Origin of the sequence: Rhizobium sp. SU303 (genome assembly GCF_021052345.1) — a bacterium.
GTDB classification, from domain to species: domain Bacteria; phylum Pseudomonadota; class Alphaproteobacteria; order Rhizobiales; family Rhizobiaceae; genus Rhizobium; species Rhizobium laguerreae.
Genome location: NZ_CP088095.1, coordinates 4794050 through 4816782, shown reverse-complemented (window position 1 = coordinate 4816782; position 22733 = coordinate 4794050). Strand labels below are relative to the sequence as shown.

Sequence of the window (22733 nt, the reverse complement as noted above, 5' to 3'; positions counted from 1 at the left end):
GGAAACCCTATTTGGAAGCGGCGGAAAGCAGAACGCAGAGCGTCAGCAGCGATACCGTAACCGGCATCCTGAAGCGCATCATCGCTGAAAACGGCCGCGACCATCTGTGGGGCTATGTCTTTGCGATCGCTTGCCTCATCGTGGTGGCGCTTTCGACGGCGTTTACCGCCTGGATCATGCGGGCAATCATCGACGAGGCCTTCGCCAATCGGCGCGCCGACGTCGTCTGGATCATCTGTCTTTCGATCTTCATCGCCTTCGTGCTGCGCGGTTTTGCGAGCTATGGCCAGGCGGTGGCGCTTTCCAGGGTCGGCAACGATATCGTCGCCCGTTACCAGCGCCGGCTCTATGCGCATCTGATGACGCTTTCGGTCGGCTTCTTCAGCGAGGCGCGCTCTGCCCATATCGCCGCGCAGGTGAGCCAGAATGTCAGCGGCATCCGCGACGTGCTCAACCTGACGATCACCTCGACGGTGCGCGACCTTCTGACTTTCGTTTCGCTGCTCGCCGTGATGATCATCCAGGATCCGCTGCTCAGCCTTGCCGTGTTCATCATGGCGCCGCCGCTGCTTTATGCACTGCGCTATGTTTCCAAGCGGCTGCGCTCGGCGACCCGCGAGGCGGTGCACCTGAACAGCCATGTTCTCGGCGCCATGCAGGAAACGATCCAGGGCATCGCCATCGTGAAAGCCTTCACGATGGAAGAAGAACTGGAACGCAAGGTCAACAAGCTCATCAAGGGCGCCGAAAGCCGGGCGAACCGGATTGCCCGGCTTTCCGAACGCACCTCTCCGCTGACGGAAAGCTTCGCAGGTTTTGCCGTCGCCAGCGTGCTTGCCTATGCCGCCTACCGCTCGATCTACTTCAATGTGCCGCCGGGCGCCTTCTTCTCCTTCGTCACGGCGCTGCTGCTCGCCTATGACCCGGCCCGCCGGCTTGCCCGCCTGCAGGTGCAGATGGAGCGCGCCGTCGTGAATGCGCGGATGATCTATGAACTGCTCGACATGGAACCGCGCCAGCGCGACCTGCCGGATGCCCGGCCGCTGACGGTGACGCAGGCAAGGATCGAATTCCGCAATGTTTCCTTCGCCTACGGCAATGAGAGCGTGCTTAGCGGCGTCAGTTTCACCGCCGAGGGCGGCGCGACCACTGCGCTGGTCGGTCCCTCCGGCGCCGGCAAGTCCACCGTGATCAGCCTCATTCCGCGCTTCTACGATCCGCGCGAGGGCGAAATCCTGATCGACGGACAGGACATCGCCCACATCACCAAGAAGTCGCTGCGTCAGCAGCTCGCCTATGTCTCGCAGCAGCCCTATCTGTTCGAGGGCACGATCCGCGACAATATACGCTATGGCCGGCCGGAAGCGACCGATGCCGAGGTGGAAGAGGCCGCCCGGCTTGCCTATGCGCATGACTTCATCTCGGCACAGCCGCAAGGTTACGAGACACCGGTCGGCGAAAACGGCGTGACGCTTTCGGGCGGCCAGCGCCAGCGGCTATCGATCGCGCGCGCTTTGGTGCGCAATGCGCCGATCCTGCTTCTCGACGAGGCGACCTCGGCCCTCGACACCGAATCCGAGGCGGCCGTGCAGAAAGCGCTCGACGAAGCGATGAGCGGACGCACCGTCGTCGTCATCGCCCATCGGCTTTCGACCGTGGTGCGCGCCGACAAGATCGTCGTCATGCAGCAGGGCCGCGTCGTCGAGGAAGGCAATCACGAGACGCTTGCGAAGGTCAGCGACGGTCTTTACGCTCGCCTCAACAACCTGCAGAGGCCTTCGGCCTCCGATTCAAACTGACCTGGTGAGACTGACATGAGCGATGCTGCGATGAAACTGGTGGTGGTCGGCGCAGCAGGACGCATGGGGCAGACGCTGATCCGGCTCATCCATTCCATCGAGGGCGTGAGCCTGCATGCCGCGGTCGAGCGCGCCGGCTCGCCCTTCGTCGGTAAGGATGCCGGCGAGATCGCCGGTCTCGGCCCGACCGGTGTCATCATCGGCGACGATCCGCTCAACGCTTTTCTCGATGCCGAAGGCGTGCTCGACTTCACCTCGCCTGCCGCAACGGTGGAATTTTCAGGCCTCGCCGCGCAGGCCCGCATCGTCCATATCATCGGCACGACGGGCTGTTTACCCGACGACAATGCCAAGATCGCCGCGGCGGCCCGCCATGCGCGCGTCGTCAAGTCAGGCAATATGAGCCTCGGGGTCAATCTGCTCGGCGTGCTCGCAGAGCAGGCAGCGCGTGCGCTTGATCCTGTCGACTGGGATATCGAGATCCTGGAAATGCACCACAAGCACAAGGTGGACGCGCCTTCAGGCACAGCCCTTCTCCTCGGCGAGGCCGCGGCAAAAGGGCGCGGCATCGATCTTGCCTCGAAATCGGTCCGGGTGCGCGACGGCCATACGGGCGCCCGCGAGGCGGGCACGATCGGCTTTGCGACGCTGCGCGGCGGCTCCGTCATCGGCGAACATTCCGTGCTTTTTGCCGGAGAAGGTGAAATCGTCACCCTGTCGCACAGTGCGGCCGACCGCTCGATCTTTGCGCGCGGCGCCATCAAGGCGGCGCTCTGGGCGCGTGACAAGAAGCCGGGTCTCTATTCCATGCTCGACGTGCTCGGGCTCTCTTCCTCATAACGATACTACGGAGGCAAATTCATGAGCGGTACCCTCGTCCTCGTTCGCCACGGCCAGAGTGACTGGAACCTGAAGAATCTCTTCACCGGCTGGAAGGATCCCGATCTGACCGAGCTCGGTATCCAGGAAGCTAATGCAGGCGGTGCCGCACTCGCGGACTACGGGATCAAATTCGACGTCGCCTACACCTCGGTGCTGGTGCGTGCGCAGCACACGCTGAAGCTCATCCTCGACAAGGTCGGCCAGCCCGATCTCCTGACGATCCGCGACCAGGCGCTGAACGAGCGCGACTACGGCGACCTCTCCGGTCTCAACAAGGACGATGCGCGCGCCAAATGGGGCGAGGAACAGGTGCATATCTGGCGCCGTTCCTATGACGTGCCGCCTCCCGGCGGTGAAAGCCTGCGTGACACCGGCGCCCGCGTCTGGCCCTACTACCTCACGGAGATCTTGCCGCGCGTGCTCAGGGGCGAGAAGGTGCTGGTTGCCGCGCACGGCAATTCGCTGCGCTCGCTGGTGATGGTGCTCGACAAGCTCAGCCGCGAAGGCGTGCTTGCCCTCAACCTCGCGACCGGCGTGCCGATGGTCTACACGCTGAAGGCGGATTCCACTGTCGCGTCCAAGGAAGTGCTCGGCGACATGTCGGGCGCACATTGATCTCAGCTGATCTTTCCCCGCTTCGGCGGGGAAAGGCGCTCAATTTTCGATGGTGAACTGTACCCGGTCGGCCGCGAAGCGGCTGATCGAATATTGCACCGGCACACCCTCAAGATCGGTATTCATCGCCTTGGCGATCAGCAGGATCGCGCCGGGGGTGAGTTCGAGGTCGGCCATATCGGCTGCACTGGCATGGGCTGCCGTCACCTCGGTCGTCGCCCGGACGTAATCCGGCAGGCCGAGTTCGGCGAAAGCCTTGGTGATCGATTCCCCCGTCCGGTAAGCCTCACCGATACCGGCAAAGCGCTTGGCGGGAAACCAGCTCGTCGCCCTTGAAACCGGCCGCTTATCTGCCTGGCGCAATGTTTCCAGGCGGATCACCTGATCTCCTTGCTTCAGGCCCAGCCAGCGGGCGATCTCGGCACTCGCCTCCTCCTTCGCCTCATCGAGCAGAAGGCCGCGCATTTCACGCGCCTGATCGCCGATGCCGGCGGTGAAACGCGTGCGCCGGGTGATCGGGAAATTCAACCGCTCCTTGCGCTCGATCAGCGTGCCGCGGCCTTGTACCGCACGGACGATCCCCTCCTGGGCGAGCGCCGCCAGCGCGCTGCGCACCGTATGCCGGTTGACGCCGAATTGCAGCGCCAGCATGGTTTCCGGCGGCACCATTCCCGTTTCGTCATAGGCTCCGTTGCTGATCGCCTCGCGAATCCGATCGGCGATCTGGCGCCAGAGCGCCACGCCGGTTTGCCTTTGCACCTGCTTCAATCCCGCCATTCCACCCCTGCCCTGCCATTTCACGCCGACGATGTCACACGCTTGTCACGACATCGATTTAGAGCTAAGTGTATCTTGTATGGTTGTCTATATCAATAGACATTTTAAGGGAAGCGGCGATGATATCAGCGGACAGGACAGACGCTGCGTCACAGACGGCATCCGGGCGCAAACGCGCCGCCGATCTGCTGGCGCGGGCGGAGCGCAGCGAACTCTTGGCAGTCTTCGATGCGCTGCCGGAAAAGCCTGTGGCCCATCCGGTGCGCGGACCGGAAACCGGGCTGGTGATGGTGCGCGGACGCATCGGCGGCGGCGGCGCTCCCTTCAACCTGGGGGAAGTGACCGTGACGCGAGCGACCGTCCGGCTCGACTCCGGCTCGGTCGGCCATGCGCAGGCGCTCGGCACCGACCGTGAAAAGGCCAGGCTTGCGGCGATCTTCGACGCGCTCTGGCAGGAGGAGGCGACGCAGGGTTTCGTCGAACAGGCCCTGCTTTTACCGATCGCCGAGCGGATCGCCGATGCCGAACGCCGCAAGGCGGACGAGACGGCGGCAACCCGCGTCGATTTCTTCACCATGGTGCGGGGAGACAACTGATGGGCCTGAGGACAGAAGCTCTGACCGGCGGCTTTGCCGAGCCGGTCTTCCATGCCCAGAGCGTCTTCAAGATGCTGATGGACGGCATGGCGCGCCCCGGCACGATCCAGACCGTTCAGCCCGATGTCGCTCCGCCGGCACCGCTCGGCATCGCCGCCGGCACGATCGCGCTGACGCTTTGCGACCACGACACGCCCGTCTGGCTTTCCCAGGGACTGGCGAGATCCGCCGTGCCGGAGTGGCTCGGCTTCCATACCGGCGCGCCGTTGACCACCGAAAAAGCCGAAGCGCGCTTTGCCTTCACCGAGGCCGGCACCGCACCTTCCTCCTTCGGCCTCTTTGCATCAGGTACGCAGGAATATCCCGACCGCTCGACGACCCTCATCGTCGAACTCGCCGAACTCGAGGGCGGCCGCAGGCTGGCGCTGATGGGTCCCGGCATCCAGAGCGTGGCGGAGATCGCGCCTATCGGCCTGCCGGAGACCTTCCTGCGGCTCTGGACCGAGAACCGCGCGCTCTTTCCGCGCGGCGTCGACATCGTGCTGACGGCGGGTAAACGCTTCCTCTGCCTGCCGCGCACCACCAAGATCACAGTAACGGAGATCTGAGCTCATGTATGTCGCCGTCAAGGGTGGCGAGACCGCCATCGCCAATGCCCACCGCCTGCTCGCCGACCGCCGCCGCGGCGACCGTTCGCTGCCGGCGATCGGCATCGAACAGATCGTGGCGCAGCTGGCGCTCGCCGTCGACCGCGTCATGGCCGAGGCCTCGCTTTTCGACCGTACGCTCGCAGCCCTTGCCATCCGCCAATCGCGGGGCGACATGATCGAGGCGATCTTCCTGCTGCGCGCCTACCGCACGACGCTGCCGCGTTTCGGCTATTCCAGGCCGCTCGACACGGCTGATATGACGATCGAACGCCGCATCTCGGCGACCTACAAGGATCTGCCGGGCGGCCAGCTTCTCGGCCCCACCTTCGACTATACCCACCGCCTGCTCGATCCCTCCCTGCTTTCGGACGAGGCGGTCGAGACGCCCGCTCAACGCGCCGCCGAAACCGGCCGCGTCATGCTCGTCTCCGAGATCCTCGGCGAGGAAGGCCTGATCGAGGCCGACGGCGACATGCCGGAAGATCACGAGATCGGCGATTTGACCCGCGAGCCGATGGAATTCCCGATGACCCGCGACCTGCGCCTGCAGGCGCTTGCCCGCGGCGACGAGGGCTTCCTGCTGGCGCTCGGTTATTCCACTCAGCGCGGCTATGGCCGCAATCACCCGTTCACCGGTGAAATCCGCATCGGCGACGTCGAGGTGGAATTCGACGTGCCGGAACTCGGTTTCGCCGTCTCGCTCGGCACCATCCAGATCACCGAATGCCAGATGGTCAACCAGTTCAAGGGTTCGGCCAAGGCGCCGCCGCAATTTACCCGCGGGTACGGCCTGGTCTTCGGCCAGAGCGAGCGCAAGGCGATGGCGATGTCGCTGGTGGACCGGGCGCTTCGCGCCGAAGAGCTCGGCGAGGATATCACCGCACCGGCACAGGACGAGGAATTCGTCATCTCGCACTCCGACAACGTCCAGGCGACGGGCTTCGTCGAGCACCTGAAGCTTCCGCATTATGTGGACTTCCAGGCCGAACTCGATCTCGTCCGCCGCATGCGCCGCGAATTCGAAGCCGCCCGCAACGGTGGCGAAGACATGAAGGAAGCCGCCGAATGACCGATCTGGCCAGCTACAACTTCGCCTATCTCGACGAACAGACCAAGCGGATGATCCGCCGGGCGATCCTGAAGGCAATCGCCATTCCCGGCTATCAGGTGCCCTTCGCCTCGCGCGAAATGCCGATGCCCTATGGCTGGGGCACCGGCGGCGTGCAGGTGACGGCCTCGATCATCGGACCGGACGACGTGCTGAAGGTCATCGACCAGGGTGCCGACGACACGACCAACGCCGTTTCCATCCGCGCCTTCTTCCAGAAGGTCGCCAATGTCGCGGTGACGACGCATACCAAGGATGCGACGATCATCCAGACGCGCCACCGCATTCCCGAGGAAAAGCTCGAGGCGGGCCAGGTGCTCGTCTACCAGGTGCCGATCCCCGAGCCGCTGCGCTTCCTCGAGCCGCGCGAGACCGAGACCCGCAAGATGCATGCGCTCGAAGAATACGGCCTCATGCATGTGAAGCTCTACGAGGACATCGCCCATAACGGCCGCATCTCGCGGACTTATGCCTATCCGGTGAAGGTCCATGGCCGCTATGTCATGGACCCGTCGCCGACGCCGAAATTCGACAATCCGAAGATGCATATGTCGGACGCGCTGCAGCTCTTCGGCGCCGGACGCGAGAAGCGCATCTATGCGGTTCCGCCCTATACCAACGTCGTCAGCCTGGACTTCGAGGATTACCCTTTCGATATCCAGCGCTTCGACAAACCCTGCGCCCTTTGCGGCGCCGAGGAAGTCTATCTCGACGAAGTGGTTCTCGACGACAAGGGTGGGCGCATGTTCGTCTGCTCCGACACCGATTATTGCGAAGACCGCCGCGCGCACGGATATGCCGGCGAAATGCTGGCCCGGGAGGCTGCAGAATGAGCGATACTCCGCTTCTCAAAGTCCGTGACGTTTCGAAATTCTACGGCAACCGTATCGGCTGCCGCGACGTCTCCTTCGAGCTCTGGCCCGGCGAAGTGCTCGCCATCGTCGGTGAATCCGGCTCCGGCAAGACGACGCTGCTCAACTGCCTCTCCACTCGGCTGCTGCCGAGCACCGGCAGCGTCGAATATCACATGCGCGACGGCAGCTACCGCGACCTCTATCGCATGAACGAGGCCGAGCGGCGCTTCCTGATGCGCACCGACTGGGGCTTCGTGCATCAGAACCCGGCCGACGGCCTGCGCATGACGGTCTCTGCCGGCGCCAATGTCGGCGAACGGCTGATGGCGATCGGCGACCGGCACTATGGCAAGATCCGTGCCTCGGCGATCGACTGGCTCGAACGCGTCGAGATCGACGCCGACCGCATAGACGACCAGCCGCGCGCCTTTTCCGGCGGCATGCGCCAGCGATTGCAGATCGCTCGCAACCTCGTCACCGGCCCGCGCCTCGTCTTCATGGACGAGCCGACCGGCGGCCTCGACGTCTCGGTGCAGGCGCGACTGCTCGACCTCGTGCGTGGCCTCGTCAACGATCTCGGTCTCTCGGCCATCATCGTCACCCACGATCTCGCCGTCGCCCGCCTCCTCTCGCACCGGATGATGGTGATGAAGGACGGCTACGTCATCGAACACGGGCTCACCGACCGCGTGCTCGACGACCCGCGCGAACCCTATACCCAGTTGCTCGTCTCCTCGATCCTGCAGGTCTGAGGCCCGAAACCAAGGAAGAAGAATATGGCAACGCCCCTCGTCGTTTCCGAAGTCTCAAAGAGCTTCACCATGCACCTGCGCGACGGCATCAAGCTGCCCGTCGTCTCCGATGTCGCCTTCTCCGTCGCATCGGGCGAATGCGTCGTCCTCGGCGGCCCATCAGGCATCGGAAAGAGCTCGCTGCTCAAGATGATCTACGGCAATTATGCCGTCGACACCGGCCAGATCCTCATTCGTCACGACGGACGCATCATCGATCTCGCTTCCACCGATCCGCGCACCATTCTTAACGTCCGCCGCAATACGCTCGGTTATGTCAGCCAGTTCCTGCGCACCGTGCCGCGCGTCGCGGCGATCGACGTGGTTGCCGAACCGCTGGTGGCACGCGGCGAGGACGCCGTCACGGCACGGGAAAAGGCGGGCGCCCTGCTTGCCAGGCTCAATCTGCCGGAAACGCTCTGGCAGCTTCCGCCCGCCACCTTCTCCGGCGGCGAGCAGCAACGCGTCAACATCGCACGCGGCTTCATCACCGGGCACACGATCCTGCTTCTCGACGAACCCACAGCCTCGCTCGATGCCAGGAACCGTGCCGTCGTCGTCGGCATGATCGCGGAAAAGAAGAAGGCGGGTGTGGCCCTTCTCGGCATCTTCCACGACGAAGAAGTACGCGAAGCCGTCGCCGACCGCATTCTCGACGTCCAGCAGTTCTCACCCAGGAAGATCGCTGCATGAGCCGCAAGCTGGGTATCGAGCCCTATTTTCATGAGACGGCATCCGTCAGCGAATCCACCTTCGGGCGCTATACCGAGGTTTCCGAACGCTGCCGCATCAGCGAGGCCACGTTCGGCGACTATTCCTACATCATGCAGGACGGCTCGGTCTGGTGTGCAACGATCGGCAAATTCGTCAATATCGCCGCCGCGGTGCGCATCAACGCCACCAACCATCCGACCTGGCGTGCGACGCTGCATCATTTCACCTATCGCGCCGCCGACTACTGGCCGGACGGCGATATGGAGACGGACTTCTTCGCCTGGCGGCGCGCAAACCGCGTGACGATCGGCAACGACGTCTGGATCGGCCACGGGGCGACGATCCTGCCGGGCGTCAACGTCGGCAATGGCGCGGTGATCGGGGCCGGCGCCGTCGTATCAAAGGACGTCGCGCCCTATACGATCGTCGGCGGCGTACCGGCCAAACTCATCCGCGAGCGCTTTCCAACAGAAGTCGGCGAACGGATGGACAGGCTTTCCTGGTGGGACTGGGAGCACGAGCGGCTGCGCCAGGCGCTCGAGGATTTCCGCAACCTTGACGCGGAAGATTTCCTGTCCCGCTACGGCGATTAAAACCCCCGATATAGTGGCTGAGAATTGTGACAGGACTTACACAAATATGACATGCGAGGTTCATCAAGCGGGACTAATGCGAAGCTGATCAAGGCATGGATTGCAAGGGAAGAGCATGATGTTCGAGCTGAAGAATGTCACACGTCGTTTCGGAAAAAAGCTCGCTGTCGATTCCGTCACGCTCGACATTCCTCAGGGCCAGATGGTCGGCATCATTGGCCGCTCCGGCGCCGGCAAGTCGACGCTGCTGCGCATGATCAACCGGCTTCAGGAGCCGAGCTCCGGCTCCGTTCATTTCGCTGGCGTCGAGGTCTCCGGGCTTCGCGGTCAGGCGCTGCGCAACTGGCAGCGCGACTGCGCGATGATCTTCCAGCAGTTCAACCTGGTGCCGCGCCTCGACGTTCTCACAAATGTCATGCTCGGTCGCCTCAACCACCGCTCGACGCTTCTGAGCCTGCTCAACATCTTCACGCGCGAGGAACGCGTGCATGCGATCGCAGCACTCGAACGCCTCGGCATCGAGCAGACGGCGTTGCAGGCAGCCGGCACGCTTTCCGGCGGCCAGCAGCAGCGCGTGGCGATTGCCCGCGCGCTGATGCAGAACCCGAAAATGGTTCTTGCCGACGAACCGATCGCCTCGCTCGATCCGCTGAACGCCAAGATCGTCATGGATGCGCTGCGCGATATCAACGAACGCGAGGGCATCACCGTCATCACCAACCTTCATACGCTCGATACCGCCCGCAACTATTGTGAGCGCATCGTCGGCATGGCCGGCGGCCGCGTCGTCTTCGACGGCCAGCCTTCGGAGCTGACCGCCGAAGCGGTGAAGGAAATCTACGGGACCGACAAGGATGGCGCCGGCATCGACGAAACGCTGACCTCGACCAGCCTCGAATCCAAGCGCCGCGCCGAGAATGTCTCATCCGGCAGGGTGGCCAAAGCAGCCGCCGTGCACTGACCCGTTTCCGGCCGACGGGGACAACGGTCGGAAAAATAACTGACAAACAAACCATGTCACAAAAGGAGACTTCCATGTCTGCATTCCGCAAGATCATGATGGCAACCATCGCCGTCGCCGCCGTCGCCGGCAATGCTGCTGCCCAGGACGTCAAGGTCCTCCGCATCGGTCTCGATGGCGGTGAAAACGAAGCCGACCAGGTTCGCCGCACCCAGTGCGTCAAGCCCGGCCTGATCGCTGCCACCGGCGTTTCTGAAGTTCAGCTCTTCCCATCGCCGAACTACAACGGCGTCATCCAGGGTCTCCTTGGCGGTACGATCGACCTCGCCGTCATGGGCGCCGCCTCTTACGCCGCGGTCTATATCAAGGATCCGAACGCCGTCACCCCGGTTCTGACTACCAAGCAGGCAGACGGTTCGACCGGCTACTACTCGATCATGGTTGCCCGCAAGGACTCCGGCATCAAGACGCTTGCCGACGCCAAGGGCAAGAAGCTCGGCTTCGCCGATCCGGACTCTACCTCCGGCTACCTTGTTCCTAACGTTGCCCTTCCGAAGGACACCGGCGCACCAGTCAAGCAGTACTTCGCTGAAACCGGCTTCGGCGGCGGCCACGAGAACCTCGTTCTCGGCGTTCTCGACAAAAAGTTCGATGTCGGCACCACCTTCGGTTCCGGTCAGGGCGACTGGGCGCAGGGCTACTCCTCCGGCAATCTGCACCAGATGGTCACCAAGGGCCTGCTCGACATGGACGATATCGTCGAAGTCTGGAAGTCGCCGCTCATCCCGAACGGTCCGCTGATGGTTTCCCAGAAGCTGCCGGCCGACCTTCAGAAGAAGGTTACCGCCTACTTCGCCGAACTGCCGAAGACAGACAAGAGCTGCTTCGAATCGTTCACGGGCGGCGGCTACGTTGACTGGGCGCCGGTCGACCAGAGCTTCTATCAGACGATCATCGACGCCCGTAAGGCCGTTATCGGCGGCTGATCCTCAGTCTGAACAGTCTTGCGGCGGCATCGTTATGATGCCGCCGTTTTTCAAGAAGGAAGCCACATATGGCGCACTCGGCCGGCGCGGACTCTCTGAGCGGATTGCAGGGGGGCTCCCGCACCATCCTCGATCATTATCAGAGCCAGGTTCGAACGCGGCGGATCTATACCGTCGTTTCAATCGTGGTCTTTCTGATCATCCTCGGCGCCTCGCTCGACTTCGCCAACAGCGCCAATTCGGGCAAGTTCTTCGAGCGCCTTCCCTATTTCTTCGACTTCATGAAGAGCTTCGTGCCGGACAGTCCGCTGGAGATCTTCCGCGCCATGTTCGATCTGCCGTCGCCCTTTTCCGACGGTTCGATCAAATACGACTATACAAGCGACCGCGTCTGGATCACCGATAGTTTCTACATCCCGAATTTCTTCTACCAGCTCGCGATCACGCTCAACATCGCCATCGTCTCCACCATTCTCGGTGCGAGCGGCGCGTTCCTGCTCTGCTTTTTCGCTTCCACCAATCTGGTCGGTGCAGGCGTGACGCGCTGGGTCGTGCGGCGCATCATGGAAATCATGCGCGCCTTCCCAGAAATCGTCGTCGCCGGCCTCCTCGCCGCGATCCTGTCGATCGGTCCGATTTCGGCGATCATCGCGGTATGGGTCCATACCGTCGGCGCGCTTGGCAAGCTGTTCTTCGAAGTCGTCGAGAATGCCGACATGAAGCCGGATGAAGGCCTGCGCGCCGCCGGCGCCGGCTGGCTGGAGCGCGTGCGCTTCGCGATCCTGCCGCAGGTGTTGCCGAACTTCGTCTCCTACACGCTGCTGCGGACCGAGATCAACGTGCGCGCCTCGACTATAATCGGCGCCGTCGGCGGCGGCGGCATAGGTGAGGTCTTCAGCCTCTCGATCGGACGCGACCATGCTGCCAAGACCTATGCGATCATCATCCTGCTGCTGATCACCGTCATTTGCGTCGACCAATTCTCCGCCTGGCTGCGCCGCCGGCTGATCGGCAAGCAGTCCTTCGAATTCGGACAGGGAGCAGCCTGATGTCCTCGGTTCCGACCATCAACGCCGCCGAGCGCGAACGACTGCTTTCCGCCTATCCGGACGTCTTCCATCGCAGCTTCATGCAACGCTGGGGTCTGCTCCTCATTTCAGCTGCGGTTTTCGTTTATCTTGCCTTCTGCTTCGCCTTCTTCAACGTCATTCCCACCTTCGTGAACGGCAACTGGGACCGCGCGGCGGTCTATGTCCAGGACTGGTATTCCTGGCGCGCCCAGCCGCGCCTGCGTTTCCAGAACGATCAGGTCGTCCCCCAATGGACGAGCCGCCGCCAGTATCCCGAGGGCGCCGATATCAACTGGCTGAAGCCCAATGCCGATGGCAGCCGATACACCGTCACCTTCGGCAGCGACGGCAACCGCATGGAAGTGACGCCGAGCCGCGTCGACGTCTATATCGACGGCAAGCTCTACCCCGTGACCATCACCCGCGATCGCGCCTCCCTGCCGGCCGATGCGCCTGCCCAGATGGAGCGGGGCGACAACAAGGTGATCGTCTATTACGGCTTCGCGGGACAGGCGGAAATCCGTACCAGCCAGGTCTATGTCCAGCGCCGCTTTCTCGGCTGGGCGAACTTCTTCTTCGATACGCAGTCGCCCTTCTGGGGCCGGAACCTGCCTGAGGTCGTCGGCCTGATGTTCTCCGGCGAACGGCTCGATCCCAACCAGTCCAATGCCTCGCTGGCATTGGACAACTTCCTGAACAACGCAAGCTGGCAGCATGGCGACATCCTGACGAAGTTGATGCAGACGCTGGTCATGGCCTTTGTCGGTACGCTGTTCGGCACGCTGGTCGCTTTCCCGCTCGCCTTCATCGCCGCGCGCAACATCACGCGGAGCCGCGCTGCGAACTGGGCCACGAAGCGGCTCTTCGATTTCCTGCGCTCGATCGACATGCTGATCTGGGCGTTGTTCTTCACCCGTGCGTTCGGCCCAGGGCCGCTCCCAGGCATCGCGGCGATCTTCTTCACCGATACGGGCGCACTCGGAAAGGTCTATGCCGAAGCGCTTGAGAACATCGACGACAAGCAGCGTGAGGGCGTGAGATCGGTCGGTGCGGCACCGGTGGCCGTCCAACGTTACGGCGTCATCCCCCAGGTCCTGCCGGTGTTCATCTCGCAATCGCTTTATTTCTGGGAATCGAATACCCGCTCGGCGACCGTCATCGGCGCCGTCGGTGCGGGCGGCATTGGCCTTAAGCTGCTCGAATCCATGAAGACCAATTCGGACTGGGACAAAGTCGCCTATATGGTCCTGCTGATCCTCCTCGTGGTCTTCGCCTTCGACAATCTCTCGAATGCGCTGCGTTCGCGCGTGATGGGAAAAAAGGGCCACTGACGAATTGATGCCATCATCATTCTGTCACGGAAATCTTTTAGCCGGGAGCCTGCTTGCGGTTCGCCGCCAAATCACTGCACTGTGCGCTCCCCGTTTGGACGATCCCCAGGATAAAAGCCTTGCGCTACGCTCTCTATTTCTCGCCGCCGAAGGATGATCCCCTGACCGGCGCGGCCTCGCTCTGGCTCGGCCGCAATGCCTTCACCGGCGAGACCTATCCTGCACCGGACCATGCGCAACTGGGTGCTGCAGAACAGTTCGAGCTGACCGCCGACCCCCGCCGCTACGGTTTTCACGCCACGATCAAGGCGCCGTTTTCGCTCGCCTCCTCGGTCACCGAGAGGGATCTCATGACCGTTGCCGAGGATTTTGCCCAGCGCACGCAAGCCTTCGAGATTCCTGAGCTTGTCCTCGGCCAGCTCGGCCGTTTTTTTGCCCTCGTTCCCGGTTCTCTTCATCAACCTCTTCAGGATTTCGCCGCGAAGGTGGTAAGGTCGTTCGAACCGTTCCGCGCAGCGCTTTCCGAGGCCGATATGGCGCGACGCAACCCTGAGAAGCTCAGCGACAGCCAGCGCGCCCATCTGCAGCGCTGGGGTTATCCTTACGTGATGGAGGATTTCGGCTTTCACATGACGCTGAGCGGCCAGGTGCCCGAGACACGCGCCGCGGTCATGAAAGCGATCCTGACCGAGCGGTTTGCCGATTTCACCGGCCGGCCGCTTTCGATTTCCGGCCTTGCCGTCTTCATCGAGGAGACGCGCGGTGCCCCGTTCAAAGTTCATTCCTGGCTGCCGCTTGCCGGCGCCAAAAGCTGAAAGACCTGACGCCATGAGCAAAGAGACCGTGTTTTCCAACGCCCGCATCGTTCTTGAGGATGACGTCCTCTCGGGCTCGATCCTCATCCGCGACGGGAAGATCGCCGACATTTCCGAGGGTAACTCGGTAGCCGGCGAAGATTTTGAAGGCGACTACATCATTCCAGGCCTTGTCGAGCTGCATACCGATCATCTCGAAGGCCATTATCAGCCGCGTCCCGGCATTCGCTGGAACAAGACTGCCGCTATCCAGGCGCATGACGCCCAGATCGTCACATCAGGCATCACCACGGTGTTCGACTGCCTGCGCATGGGGGCGGACGAAGACGGCGGCTTCGAACATGGCGAGATGCGCGAGATGGCCGATGCCATCCAGTCGGCAGAGACGGAAGGCAGACTGCGCGCCGAGCACCTGCTTCATTTGCGCTGCGAGGTCTCGGCCGACAATGTGCTCGAACATTTCGCCGATTTCGAAAACGACCGGCATGTGCGGCTCGTCTCGCTGATGGATCATGCGCCCGGCCAGCGGCAATTCCAGACGATGGATCAATATATCTTCTACTACCAGAAGAAGCGGGGCCTGAGCGACGAGGCTTTTGCCCGTTTCGTCGCCAAGCGCCAGGCAGAATCGGCGCGCAATTCGACGCCGCACCGCAACGCCATCGCCAAGGTCTGCGCCGAGCGCGGCATCACCGTGGCAAGCCATGATGATGCGACGCTCTCGCATGTCGACGAGGCGATCGACAACGGCGTGCGGCTGGCCGAATTCCCGACCAGTTTCGATGCCGCCCGGGCGTCGCACGGACACGGCATGAGCGTGCTGATGGGGGCGCCGAACATCGTGCGCGGCAAATCCCATTCCGGCAATATCGCCGCCCGCGACCTTGCCGAGATGGGGGTGCTCGACGTGCTTTCCTCCGACTACGTGCCGCTCAGCCTGCTGCATGCGCCGTTCATCCTCGCCGACGAAGTCGAGAGCATCAGCCTGCCGAAGGCGATCGCCATGGTAACGTCGACGCCCGCCCGCACCGTCAGTCTCGATGACCGCGGCCGGATCGCGACGGGGCTACGCGCCGATCTCGTGCGCGTCCACCGCTCGCATGGCGTGCCGGTGACACGCTCCGTCTGGCGCCAGGGACGCCGTGTCGCATGATGTCGCACGAACCCCACGCAGGAGCCGGAGCCGAGCGCGGCATCATGGTCGTCGTCGTCGGACCGAGCGGCGCCGGCAAGGACACGCTGATGAATCTTGCCGCCCGGCGTTTCAGGGGCCGCGACGATGTGCATTTCGTCCGCCGCGTCATCACCCGTCATCGTGACGCCGGCGGCGAAGACCATCTTTCCGTCTCCCTCCAAGGGTTTGCCTCCATGGAGCAGTCAGGCTCCTTCGCCGTCTGGTGGGAAGCGCATGGCCTGAAATACGGCATTCCGGCCGAGGTTTCGGTGGCGCTGTCAAGGGGCCATGTGGTCGTCGCCAACGGTTCACGCTCGGCGCTTCATCGTTTCCAGGCCGCCTTTCCGCGGCTGAAGGTCATCAACGTCACCGCCCGCCCCGAAGTGCTCGCCGGCCGGCTGGAGGCGCGCGGCCGCGAGACGCATGAGGATATCATGGCGCGGCTCGCCCGTGGACCGCTGACGGTGCGCGGCGAATACGACGTGGTGGAGCTCGACAATAGCGGCTCGCTCGAAGAGGCCGAGCAGAAGATGATCGAGATCCTCGACGGATTGCTGACCAAGGCGCCCTGAACAGATCGAGAGGAAGGGCATGCGCGCCATCAAAGTTGTCGACTACGATCCTTCCTGGCCGCGGCTGTTTGCCGAGATCAGCGCCGAGGTCTCTATCCTACTCGGGGACTGCGTGCTTTCCATCGATCATATCGGCAGTACGTCGGTGCCTGGCCTGCCGGCCAAGCCGAAGATCGACCTCGATGCGGTGATGATATCCGACGCCTTCCTGGCAGCGGCGATCGAGATCGTGCGCGCTGCCGATTTCGTCTTCCACGGCGATACCGGAGAGCAACGATGGGCTTTCACCCGCGATCATCAAGCCTGTGCCTTCAAGCTCTATCTTTGCGGACCCGATAATCGCGCGCATCGGGACCGCATTCTGTTTCGGGATTACCTCAGGGATCACCCCGAGAGGGCCAAGGCCTATGCCGATCTGAAGCGCCGGCTGGCTGCGGAGGCAGCCGGTGATTGGGATTTTTATACCGGCGGAAAGACCGAGTTTGTCAGCGAGACGGTTCGGCTGGCTGCCTTGAGATTGTAAAACAGAATCCGCCAGACGCCCTGGCCGGCGGCGATTACTCGCCGTCGCCCCGTCCCGATACGATCTCGCGCTTGCCGACATGGTTGGCCGGGCCGACGAGGCCTTCCTTTTCCATGCGTTCCACCAATGAGGCGGCGCGGTTATAGCCGATGCCGAGGCGGCGCTGGATATAGGAGGTCGAGCATTTCTTGTCGCGCATGACGACCTTGACCGCCTGCTCGTAGAGCTCGTTGCCATCCTCCGAAGCCATCGCGCTCTTGTCGAAAACGGCGCCGGCTTCTTCCTCTTCCGTCTCTTCCTCCTCATCGGCGGTGACTGTGTCGAGATATTCCGGGCGGCCCTGGGTCTTCAGATGGGCAACGACCTTTTCCACTTCGACATCCGAGACGAAGGGACCGTGGACACGGGAAATCCGCCCGCCGCCCTGCATATGCAGCATATCTCCCTGACCGAGCAGCTGCTCGGCGCCCTGTTCGCCAAGGATGGTGCGGCTGTCGATCTTCGAAGTCACCTGGAAGGAGATGCGGGTCGGGAAGTTCGCCTTGATCGTGCCGGTGATGACGTCGACCGACGGACGCTGTGTCGCCATGATCAGATGAATGCCGGCGGCGCGCGCCATTTGGGCGAGGCGTTGGATCGCACCTTCGATGTCCTTGCCGGCGACCATCATCAGGTCGGCCATCTCGTCGACGATGACGACGATATAAGGCATCGGCGTCAGGTCCAGCGCCTGGCTTTCCTCGATCGGAGTGCCGGTGCCCTTGTCGAAGCCGACCTGGACCATGACATGGATGGTCTCGCCCTTTTCGCGGGCCTGGGCGACGCGGTCGTTGTAACCGTCGATGTTGCGGACACCAAGGCGCGACATCTTGCGATAGCGCTCCTCCATTTCGCGCACGGCCCATTTCAGCGCCATGACCGCCTTTTTCGGATCGGTGACGACGGGCGTCAGCAGATGCGGGATGCCGTCATAGACGGACAGTTCGAGCATCTTCGGGTCGACCATGATCAGGCGGCACTGTTCCGGCGTCATGCGGTAGAGCAGCGACAGGATCATCGTGTTGATGGCGACCGACTTGCCGGAACCGGTGGTGCCGGCGACGAGCAGATGCGGCATCTTGGCGAGCTCGGCAATGACAGGCTCGCCGCCGATGGTCTTGCCGAGACCGAGCGCCAGCTTGTAACCGCTCTTCTCGAAATCCTGGCTCTCGATCATCTCGCGGAAATAAACGGTTTCGCGCGTGACATTCGGCAGTTCGATGCCGATGACGTTGCGGCCGGGGACCACGGCGACGCGGGCCGAGAGCGCCGACATCGAGCGGGCGATATCATCGGCAAGGCCGATGACGCGCGACGATTTCACGCCCGGCGCCGGCTCGAATTCATAGAGGGTGACGACGGGGCCGGGACGGACATGGATGATCTCGCCCTTAATGCCGAAATCTTCCAGCACGCTTTCCAGAAGCCCGGCATTCTGCTCCAGCGTCTCCTGCGACATGATCTCGCCGAGGCGTTCCGGAGGCTCCTGCAGAAGGGCACGCGGCGGGAATTCATAGCCGGATGCGTCGATCTTTTCGGGCCTCACGGCCAGGCGCGGCGATGGCAGGACCGCGGCGACGGGCGGCGTGCGCTGCGGCGCCGGCGCGACCAAAGGGGCTGCCGCGACGTGAGGGGCCGGCGCAGCCTGGGGGGCCGGCGCGACCGGTGCCTCGACAAGAATGCGCCTGGGCTTTTCCAGGGATATTGCGGCCGCAGGTCGCACGGCGACCTTTGCGGAGACCGCGGCCGGCTGCGGGGCCGGGCGGGAAACGACGGGAGCCGGGGCCGACCGGCCGGGGCGCCATTCCATAATCCGGAACAGCGACGTGATCGATTCGGGCGAAGTCTCGGTCTTCGGGAAGGATATCAACGGCGGTGCGCGAACCGGCTCGGCCTCTTCGAAGGCCATGACTTCCCAGAAGGCGAAATCCGAAATGGAGGAAAGCTCGGCGCTGGCGCGGAAAGCCGGCGCGCCGGGCTCGTCAAGCAAAGGTGCCTGCTGCAGTTCGATCCTGTGCGGTGCTGCGGAAATTTCTTCCGGCTCCGGCAGATAGATATCGAACGGCACGTCGACGGCAACCGGCTCTATCCGTATCGCCTGCTGTCCAATCTGCGAATCATCGCGAACCGGCTCATTCGTCGCGCGCCGCCTGCTGATCAGCGTTTCCGGCGTGCGGGTGAAACGAACATTCGGCGCGAGGGAAAAGTTGCTCTGCCAGATGGGCGCCGCCGGCTTCTCCCCTGGGTTTTCCTCCGGAAGGTCCGTTTCAATCTCGCTGGAAAAATCTCCGGCATCCGTCAAATTGGTTCTGGGAAAACGCATGCGTCCGCTACTCACTCATGCTTTGCAAATTACGACCCTACCGGGATAGAAAAGGAAGGTTAATAAGTTCCTTCCTGCCGTATCGTTCCGATACGGTCCCTTTGGATAAATCGCTGCACTTTCAATGAGTTCCGGCAGTGAGAAAAATCTTTGCCAATTTTAGGGCAGTGCTCTGAAGCGCGTCGCAATCTTTCAGCTTCGCTGCTGGCGCCTTAGGCTTTATTTCCACGCATGTCGTTGTCGCAAAACCGCCGCACAGTTTTGCGCGACATGCTTTTAATGCGCCTCGTCCCAATTGGTGGCGGCGCGGGCATCGACCCTCAGCGGCACGCGCATTTCCAGCGCCGGCATGGTGGCGTTTTCCATGACAGAGACGATGACCGGCATCGCCTTTTCGACATCCTCGTCCTCGACCTCGAAGATGAGTTCGTCATGCACCTGCAGCAGCATGCGGACGCGATCGGCAAGGCCGACTTCAACAAGCGCCGGCTCTATCTTGATCATTGCACGGCGGATGACGTCGGCGGCCGAGCCCTGGATCGGCGCGTTGATCGCCGCACGCTCGTTAAAGGCACGCACGGATGGATTGGAAGAGCGGATTTCGGGATAGTTGATGCGGCGACCGAAGATCGTTTCGACGTAACCCTTGTCGCGCGCCATCGCTTTTCGGCTTTCCATATAGTCGCGGATGCCGGGGAAACGCTCGAAATACTTCTTGATGTAGTCGCCGGCTTCCGAACGCTCGATCGAAAGCTGATTGGCAAGCCCGAAGGCCGAGATGCCGTAGATGATGCCGAAATTGATCGCCTTGGCGCGGCGGCGCACCTCGCCCGGCATGCCTTCCACCGGCACGCCGAACATTTCCGACGCCGTCATGGCGTGGATGTCGACGCCATCTTCGAAGGCCTTGGTCAGTTGCGGGATCTCGGCCACATGGGCAAGTACGCGCAGTTCGATCTGGCTGTAGTCGGCAGAGATCAGCTTGTGGCCAGGCGTCGAGATGAAGGCGGTGCGGATCTTGCGGCCTTCTGCGGTGCGCACCGGAATGTTCTGCAGGTTCGGCTCGGACGAGGACAGGCGCCCCGTGGTCGTCGATGCCAGCGAGTAGGAGGTGTGGACCCGCTTTGTCTCGGGGTGAACGTAACCCGGAAGCGCGTCGGTATAGGTGGATTTCAGCTTGGTGACCTGGCGCCAGTCGACGATCTTGCGCGGCAATTCGAAACCGGCGGCGGCCAGATCCTCGAGCACCTGCGCGGAGGTGGACCATTGGCCTGTCTTCGTCTTGTTGCCACCGGCAAGGCCCATCTTGCCGAACAGGATATCGCCCAGCTGCTTCGGCGAGCCGATGTTGAAACGTTCGCCGGCCAGCACGTAGATCTCGTCCTCCAGCCTTGCTGCACTCTGAGCCAGCTCGCCGGAGAGCCGCGACAGGATCTGGCGGTCGACGGTGATGCCGCGCGCTTCCATGCGCGCCAGCACCGGCAATAGCGGCCGCTCCAGCCGTTCATAGACGCTGGTCAATCCCGCCGCCGCCAGCCGCGGCTTCAGCACCAGCCAGAGGCGCAGCGTCACCTCGGCATCTTCGGCGGCATAGTGGGTGGCGCGGTCGATATCGACCAGATCGAAGGTGACGTTCGCCTTGCCGCTGCCCGCCACGTCCTTGTAGGGGATCGGGGTATGGCCGAGGAATTTTTCCGAGAGCGGGTCCATGCCATGCGCGCCGGTGCCGGCATCGAGCACGTAGGAGATCAGCATCGTGTCGTCGAAACTCCTGGTCTCGATGCCGTAGCGCTTCATCAGCAGGTAATCGTATTTCAGGTTCTGGGCGACCTTGAGAACCGATTCGTCTTCCAGCAATGCCTTCAGCCGTGGCAGGGCATCGCCCATCGGGATCTGGTTTTCGGCAAGGCCGCCGCCGAGCAGATCGCCGACGCCGTTCTTATGGACGAGAGGCACATAGGCGGCACGGATCTTCGTGCCGGTGGGATCGGCCGAATTGTCGGCGATCGCCAGCGAAATGCCGACAAGCTCGGCCTGCATCGCATCCAGCGAGGTGGTCTCGGTATCGAAAGCAACGAGGCCGGTGGCACGCGCATCGGCGATCCAGCGGTCGAGCGTCGGCAGATCGCGGATCGTGACATAGGTCGAATGATCGAAGGGCAGCGTCGCAAAGGCCTCGGCCCGCGCCTTGGCAAGATCGGCGGGCGAAAAGGCGCCTTCGACCGCGGTCTTCGCCTTTGCACGCGTCGGCACCGGCACGGATTCGCCCGAGACCTCGGGGATACCGCCGGCAACGGGCTCGGGCTCGGCCGCATCGAGATCCGGGCCGCGGGCTGTCTCACCCCATTCGATGCGGACGATCGCCGGTTCGATGGCGCCGGCATCGCAATCGCAGGCTTCGGCGACGCGGCGCGTCAGCGTGGTGAATTCCATCGTCTTCAGGAAGCCGATCAGCTTCGGACCGTTCTGCGGTTCCAGCACCAACCCATCGAGATCGAGATCGAGCGGCACATCGGTGCGCAGCCGCACGAGGTCGCGTGAGAGCCTGGCCATGTCGATATTGGCGAGGATCGTCTCACGGCGCTTGACCTGCTTGATCTCGGTGGCGCGTTCGAGCAGCGTATCGAGATCGCCGTATTCCTCGAGAAGTTGGGCGGCGGTTTTCGGGCCGATGCCGGGAATGCCGGGAACATTGTCGACCGAATCGCCGGTCATCGCCTGCAGATCGATCATCTTTTCCGGCGGCACGCCCCATTTCTCGATGACATCGGGAATGCCGATCTGCTTGTCCTTCATGCTGTCATACATATGGACATTGGGGCTGACGAGCTGCATCAGATCCTTGTCGGAGGAGACGATGGTGACATCGGCGCCGGTCGCTTCGGCCTGGCGGGCATAGGTGGCGATGATGTCGTCGGCCTCGAAACCTTCGGTCTCGATGCAGGGCAGATTGAAGGCGCGGGTCGCCTCTCTTATAAGGCCGAATTGCGGGATGAGCTCTTCCGGTGGCGCGGAGCGGTTCGCCTTGTAGGCGTCGTAGAGATCTTTGCGAAACGTCTTGGCGGAATAATCGAAGATAACGGCAAGATGCGTCGGGGTCACGCCGACATCGGTATTGCGCGCGTCCCTCAAGAGCTTCCACAACATGTTGCAGAAACCGGACACGGCGCCGATCGGCAGGCCGTCGGTCTTGCGAGTCAGCGGCGGCAGTGCATGAAACGCCCGGAAGATGAATCCGGAACCATCGACTAGGAAGAGGTGATCGCCTTTTTTCATGCGTGCATGGATAGCGCGGGCATGGGACGAGGTCCATATAGAGTTCGGCATAAAGTTCGGCGCGCGAAAAGGATTATGGTGTTCGGAGCGCTACGTTGCCGCGCGTTTTTTCGGACGCGCAAAGGATGCTAGCACTTGGCGTTGTTGCATAATTTTATCCTTCCATCGATTCCGATCTCAGGAATTGTGCGGCAGGGATTCCGGCTCACCAAACTGTTACCGATTTGTAACGATGGCCCTCCCTTGAAAAACCACATTCTAAGGCACAAATCCATGTCACCGGC

The 22733-nt window shown here is 62.6% G+C and carries 21 protein-coding genes; 18 read left to right on the top strand and 3 right to left on the bottom strand.

Annotation, left to right across the window (positions count from 1 at the left end; translation table 11 throughout):
- The first annotated feature begins 11 nt into the window (after positions 1-11).
- Genes RlegSU303_RS23560 through RlegSU303_RS23550 form a run of 3 tightly spaced genes read left to right on the top strand, consistent with a single transcriptional unit; the run spans position 12 to position 3296 of the window.
- Positions 12-1799 carry an ABC transporter ATP-binding protein gene (locus RlegSU303_RS23560; protein WP_017962779.1) on the top strand — a complete coding sequence of 596 codons (1788 nt, stop codon included), beginning with the start codon at positions 12-14 and terminating at the stop codon, positions 1797-1799.
- A 15-nt stretch (positions 1800-1814) separates the two neighbouring features.
- The gene (dapB, locus tag RlegSU303_RS23555; protein ID WP_094086975.1) at positions 1815-2639 is read left to right on the top strand and encodes a 4-hydroxy-tetrahydrodipicolinate reductase; all 825 of its coding nucleotides are present in this window, start codon (positions 1815-1817) and stop codon (positions 2637-2639) included.
- A 21-nt stretch (positions 2640-2660) separates the two neighbouring features.
- Positions 2661-3296: a 2,3-bisphosphoglycerate-dependent phosphoglycerate mutase gene (locus RlegSU303_RS23550; protein ID WP_094086976.1), complete on the top strand. Its 636-nt coding sequence runs from the start codon at positions 2661-2663 to the stop codon at positions 3294-3296.
- A 39-nt stretch (positions 3297-3335) separates the two neighbouring features.
- On the opposite strand, the gene phnF is transcribed toward RlegSU303_RS23550, so the two are convergent.
- Complete coding sequence (phnF, locus tag RlegSU303_RS23545; RefSeq protein WP_131719751.1) at positions 3336-4073, bottom strand: phosphonate metabolism transcriptional regulator PhnF; 738 nt, start codon at positions 4071-4073, stop codon at positions 3336-3338.
- 119 nt (positions 4074-4192) lie between these two features.
- Here phnF and phnG point away from each other — a divergent pair, with 119 nt between their 5' ends.
- The 15 genes from phnG to RlegSU303_RS23470 all read left to right on the top strand — a co-directional run bounded on the left by phnG (position 4193) and on the right by RlegSU303_RS23470 (position 16811).
- Positions 4193-4669 (top strand): phosphonate C-P lyase system protein PhnG, encoded by a 477-nt coding sequence (gene phnG / locus RlegSU303_RS23540; protein ID WP_094086978.1) that lies wholly within the window; start codon positions 4193-4195, stop codon positions 4667-4669.
- On the top strand, positions 4669-5277 hold the full coding sequence (gene phnH / locus RlegSU303_RS23535; protein ID WP_131719752.1) for a phosphonate C-P lyase system protein PhnH: 609 nt from the start codon (positions 4669-4671) through the stop codon (positions 5275-5277). The genes phnG and phnH overlap by 1 nt, the downstream gene beginning before the upstream one ends.
- Positions 5278-5281: 4 nt before the next feature.
- Positions 5282-6388 carry a carbon-phosphorus lyase complex subunit PhnI gene (locus RlegSU303_RS23530; protein WP_131719753.1) on the top strand — a complete coding sequence of 369 codons (1107 nt, stop codon included), beginning with the start codon at positions 5282-5284 and terminating at the stop codon, positions 6386-6388.
- On the top strand, positions 6385-7260 hold the full coding sequence (locus RlegSU303_RS23525) for an alpha-D-ribose 1-methylphosphonate 5-phosphate C-P-lyase PhnJ (protein WP_131719754.1): 876 nt from the start codon (positions 6385-6387) through the stop codon (positions 7258-7260). Before RlegSU303_RS23530 ends, RlegSU303_RS23525 begins: the two co-directional genes overlap by 4 nt.
- Complete coding sequence (phnK, locus tag RlegSU303_RS23520) at positions 7257-8033, top strand: phosphonate C-P lyase system protein PhnK (protein ID WP_131629991.1); 777 nt, start codon at positions 7257-7259, stop codon at positions 8031-8033. Before RlegSU303_RS23525 ends, phnK begins: the two co-directional genes overlap by 4 nt.
- Positions 8034-8057: 24 nt before the next feature.
- The gene (phnL, locus tag RlegSU303_RS23515; protein ID WP_131719755.1) at positions 8058-8765 is read left to right on the top strand and encodes a phosphonate C-P lyase system protein PhnL; all 708 of its coding nucleotides are present in this window, start codon (positions 8058-8060) and stop codon (positions 8763-8765) included.
- Positions 8762-9379 (top strand): DapH/DapD/GlmU-related protein, encoded by a 618-nt coding sequence (locus RlegSU303_RS23510; protein WP_017962770.1) that lies wholly within the window; start codon positions 8762-8764, stop codon positions 9377-9379. The genes phnL and RlegSU303_RS23510 overlap by 4 nt, the downstream gene beginning before the upstream one ends.
- Before the next feature lie 118 nt (positions 9380-9497).
- Entirely contained in the window at positions 9498-10340 is an 843-nt protein-coding gene (gene phnC, locus RlegSU303_RS23505) for a phosphonate ABC transporter ATP-binding protein (protein ID WP_080635870.1), read from the top strand.
- Between the two features lie 74 nt (positions 10341-10414).
- A complete protein-coding gene (phnD, locus tag RlegSU303_RS23500; protein ID WP_131719756.1) occupies positions 10415-11326 on the top strand; it encodes a phosphonate ABC transporter substrate-binding protein in 912 nt (303 codons plus the stop codon).
- Between the two features lie 68 nt (positions 11327-11394).
- A complete protein-coding gene (phnE, locus tag RlegSU303_RS23495) occupies positions 11395-12375 on the top strand; it encodes a phosphonate ABC transporter, permease protein PhnE (RefSeq protein WP_017962767.1) in 981 nt (326 codons plus the stop codon).
- Complete coding sequence (phnE, locus tag RlegSU303_RS23490; protein ID WP_131719757.1) at positions 12375-13727, top strand: phosphonate ABC transporter, permease protein PhnE; 1353 nt, start codon at positions 12375-12377, stop codon at positions 13725-13727. The genes phnE (RlegSU303_RS23495) and phnE (RlegSU303_RS23490) overlap by 1 nt, the downstream gene beginning before the upstream one ends.
- A gap of 119 nt (positions 13728-13846) precedes the next feature.
- Complete coding sequence (locus tag RlegSU303_RS23485; RefSeq protein ID WP_131719758.1) at positions 13847-14542, top strand: DUF1045 domain-containing protein; 696 nt, start codon at positions 13847-13849, stop codon at positions 14540-14542.
- 13 nt (positions 14543-14555) lie between these two features.
- On the top strand, positions 14556-15695 hold the full coding sequence (locus tag RlegSU303_RS23480; protein ID WP_026158954.1) for an alpha-D-ribose 1-methylphosphonate 5-triphosphate diphosphatase: 1140 nt from the start codon (positions 14556-14558) through the stop codon (positions 15693-15695).
- A complete protein-coding gene (gene phnN / locus RlegSU303_RS23475; protein ID WP_017962763.1) occupies positions 15692-16288 on the top strand; it encodes a phosphonate metabolism protein/1,5-bisphosphokinase (PRPP-forming) PhnN in 597 nt (198 codons plus the stop codon). The genes RlegSU303_RS23480 and phnN overlap by 4 nt, the downstream gene beginning before the upstream one ends.
- 19 nt (positions 16289-16307) lie before the next feature.
- The gene (locus RlegSU303_RS23470) at positions 16308-16811 is read left to right on the top strand and encodes a GrpB family protein (RefSeq protein WP_131719759.1); all 504 of its coding nucleotides are present in this window, start codon (positions 16308-16310) and stop codon (positions 16809-16811) included.
- A 34-nt stretch (positions 16812-16845) separates the two neighbouring features.
- Here RlegSU303_RS23470 and RlegSU303_RS23465 read toward each other — a convergent pair whose 3' ends face one another.
- Both RlegSU303_RS23465 and polA read right to left on the bottom strand, forming a co-directional pair.
- Positions 16846-19173, bottom strand: a complete 2328-nt coding sequence (locus RlegSU303_RS23465) for a DNA translocase FtsK (protein ID WP_131719760.1) — start codon at positions 19171-19173, stop codon at positions 16846-16848.
- A gap of 276 nt (positions 19174-19449) precedes the next feature.
- Positions 19450-22449, bottom strand: coding sequence for a DNA polymerase I (gene polA, locus RlegSU303_RS23460; RefSeq protein WP_094086992.1), 3000 nt, complete (start codon positions 22447-22449; stop codon positions 19450-19452).
- Positions 22450-22733 lie beyond the last annotated feature (284 nt).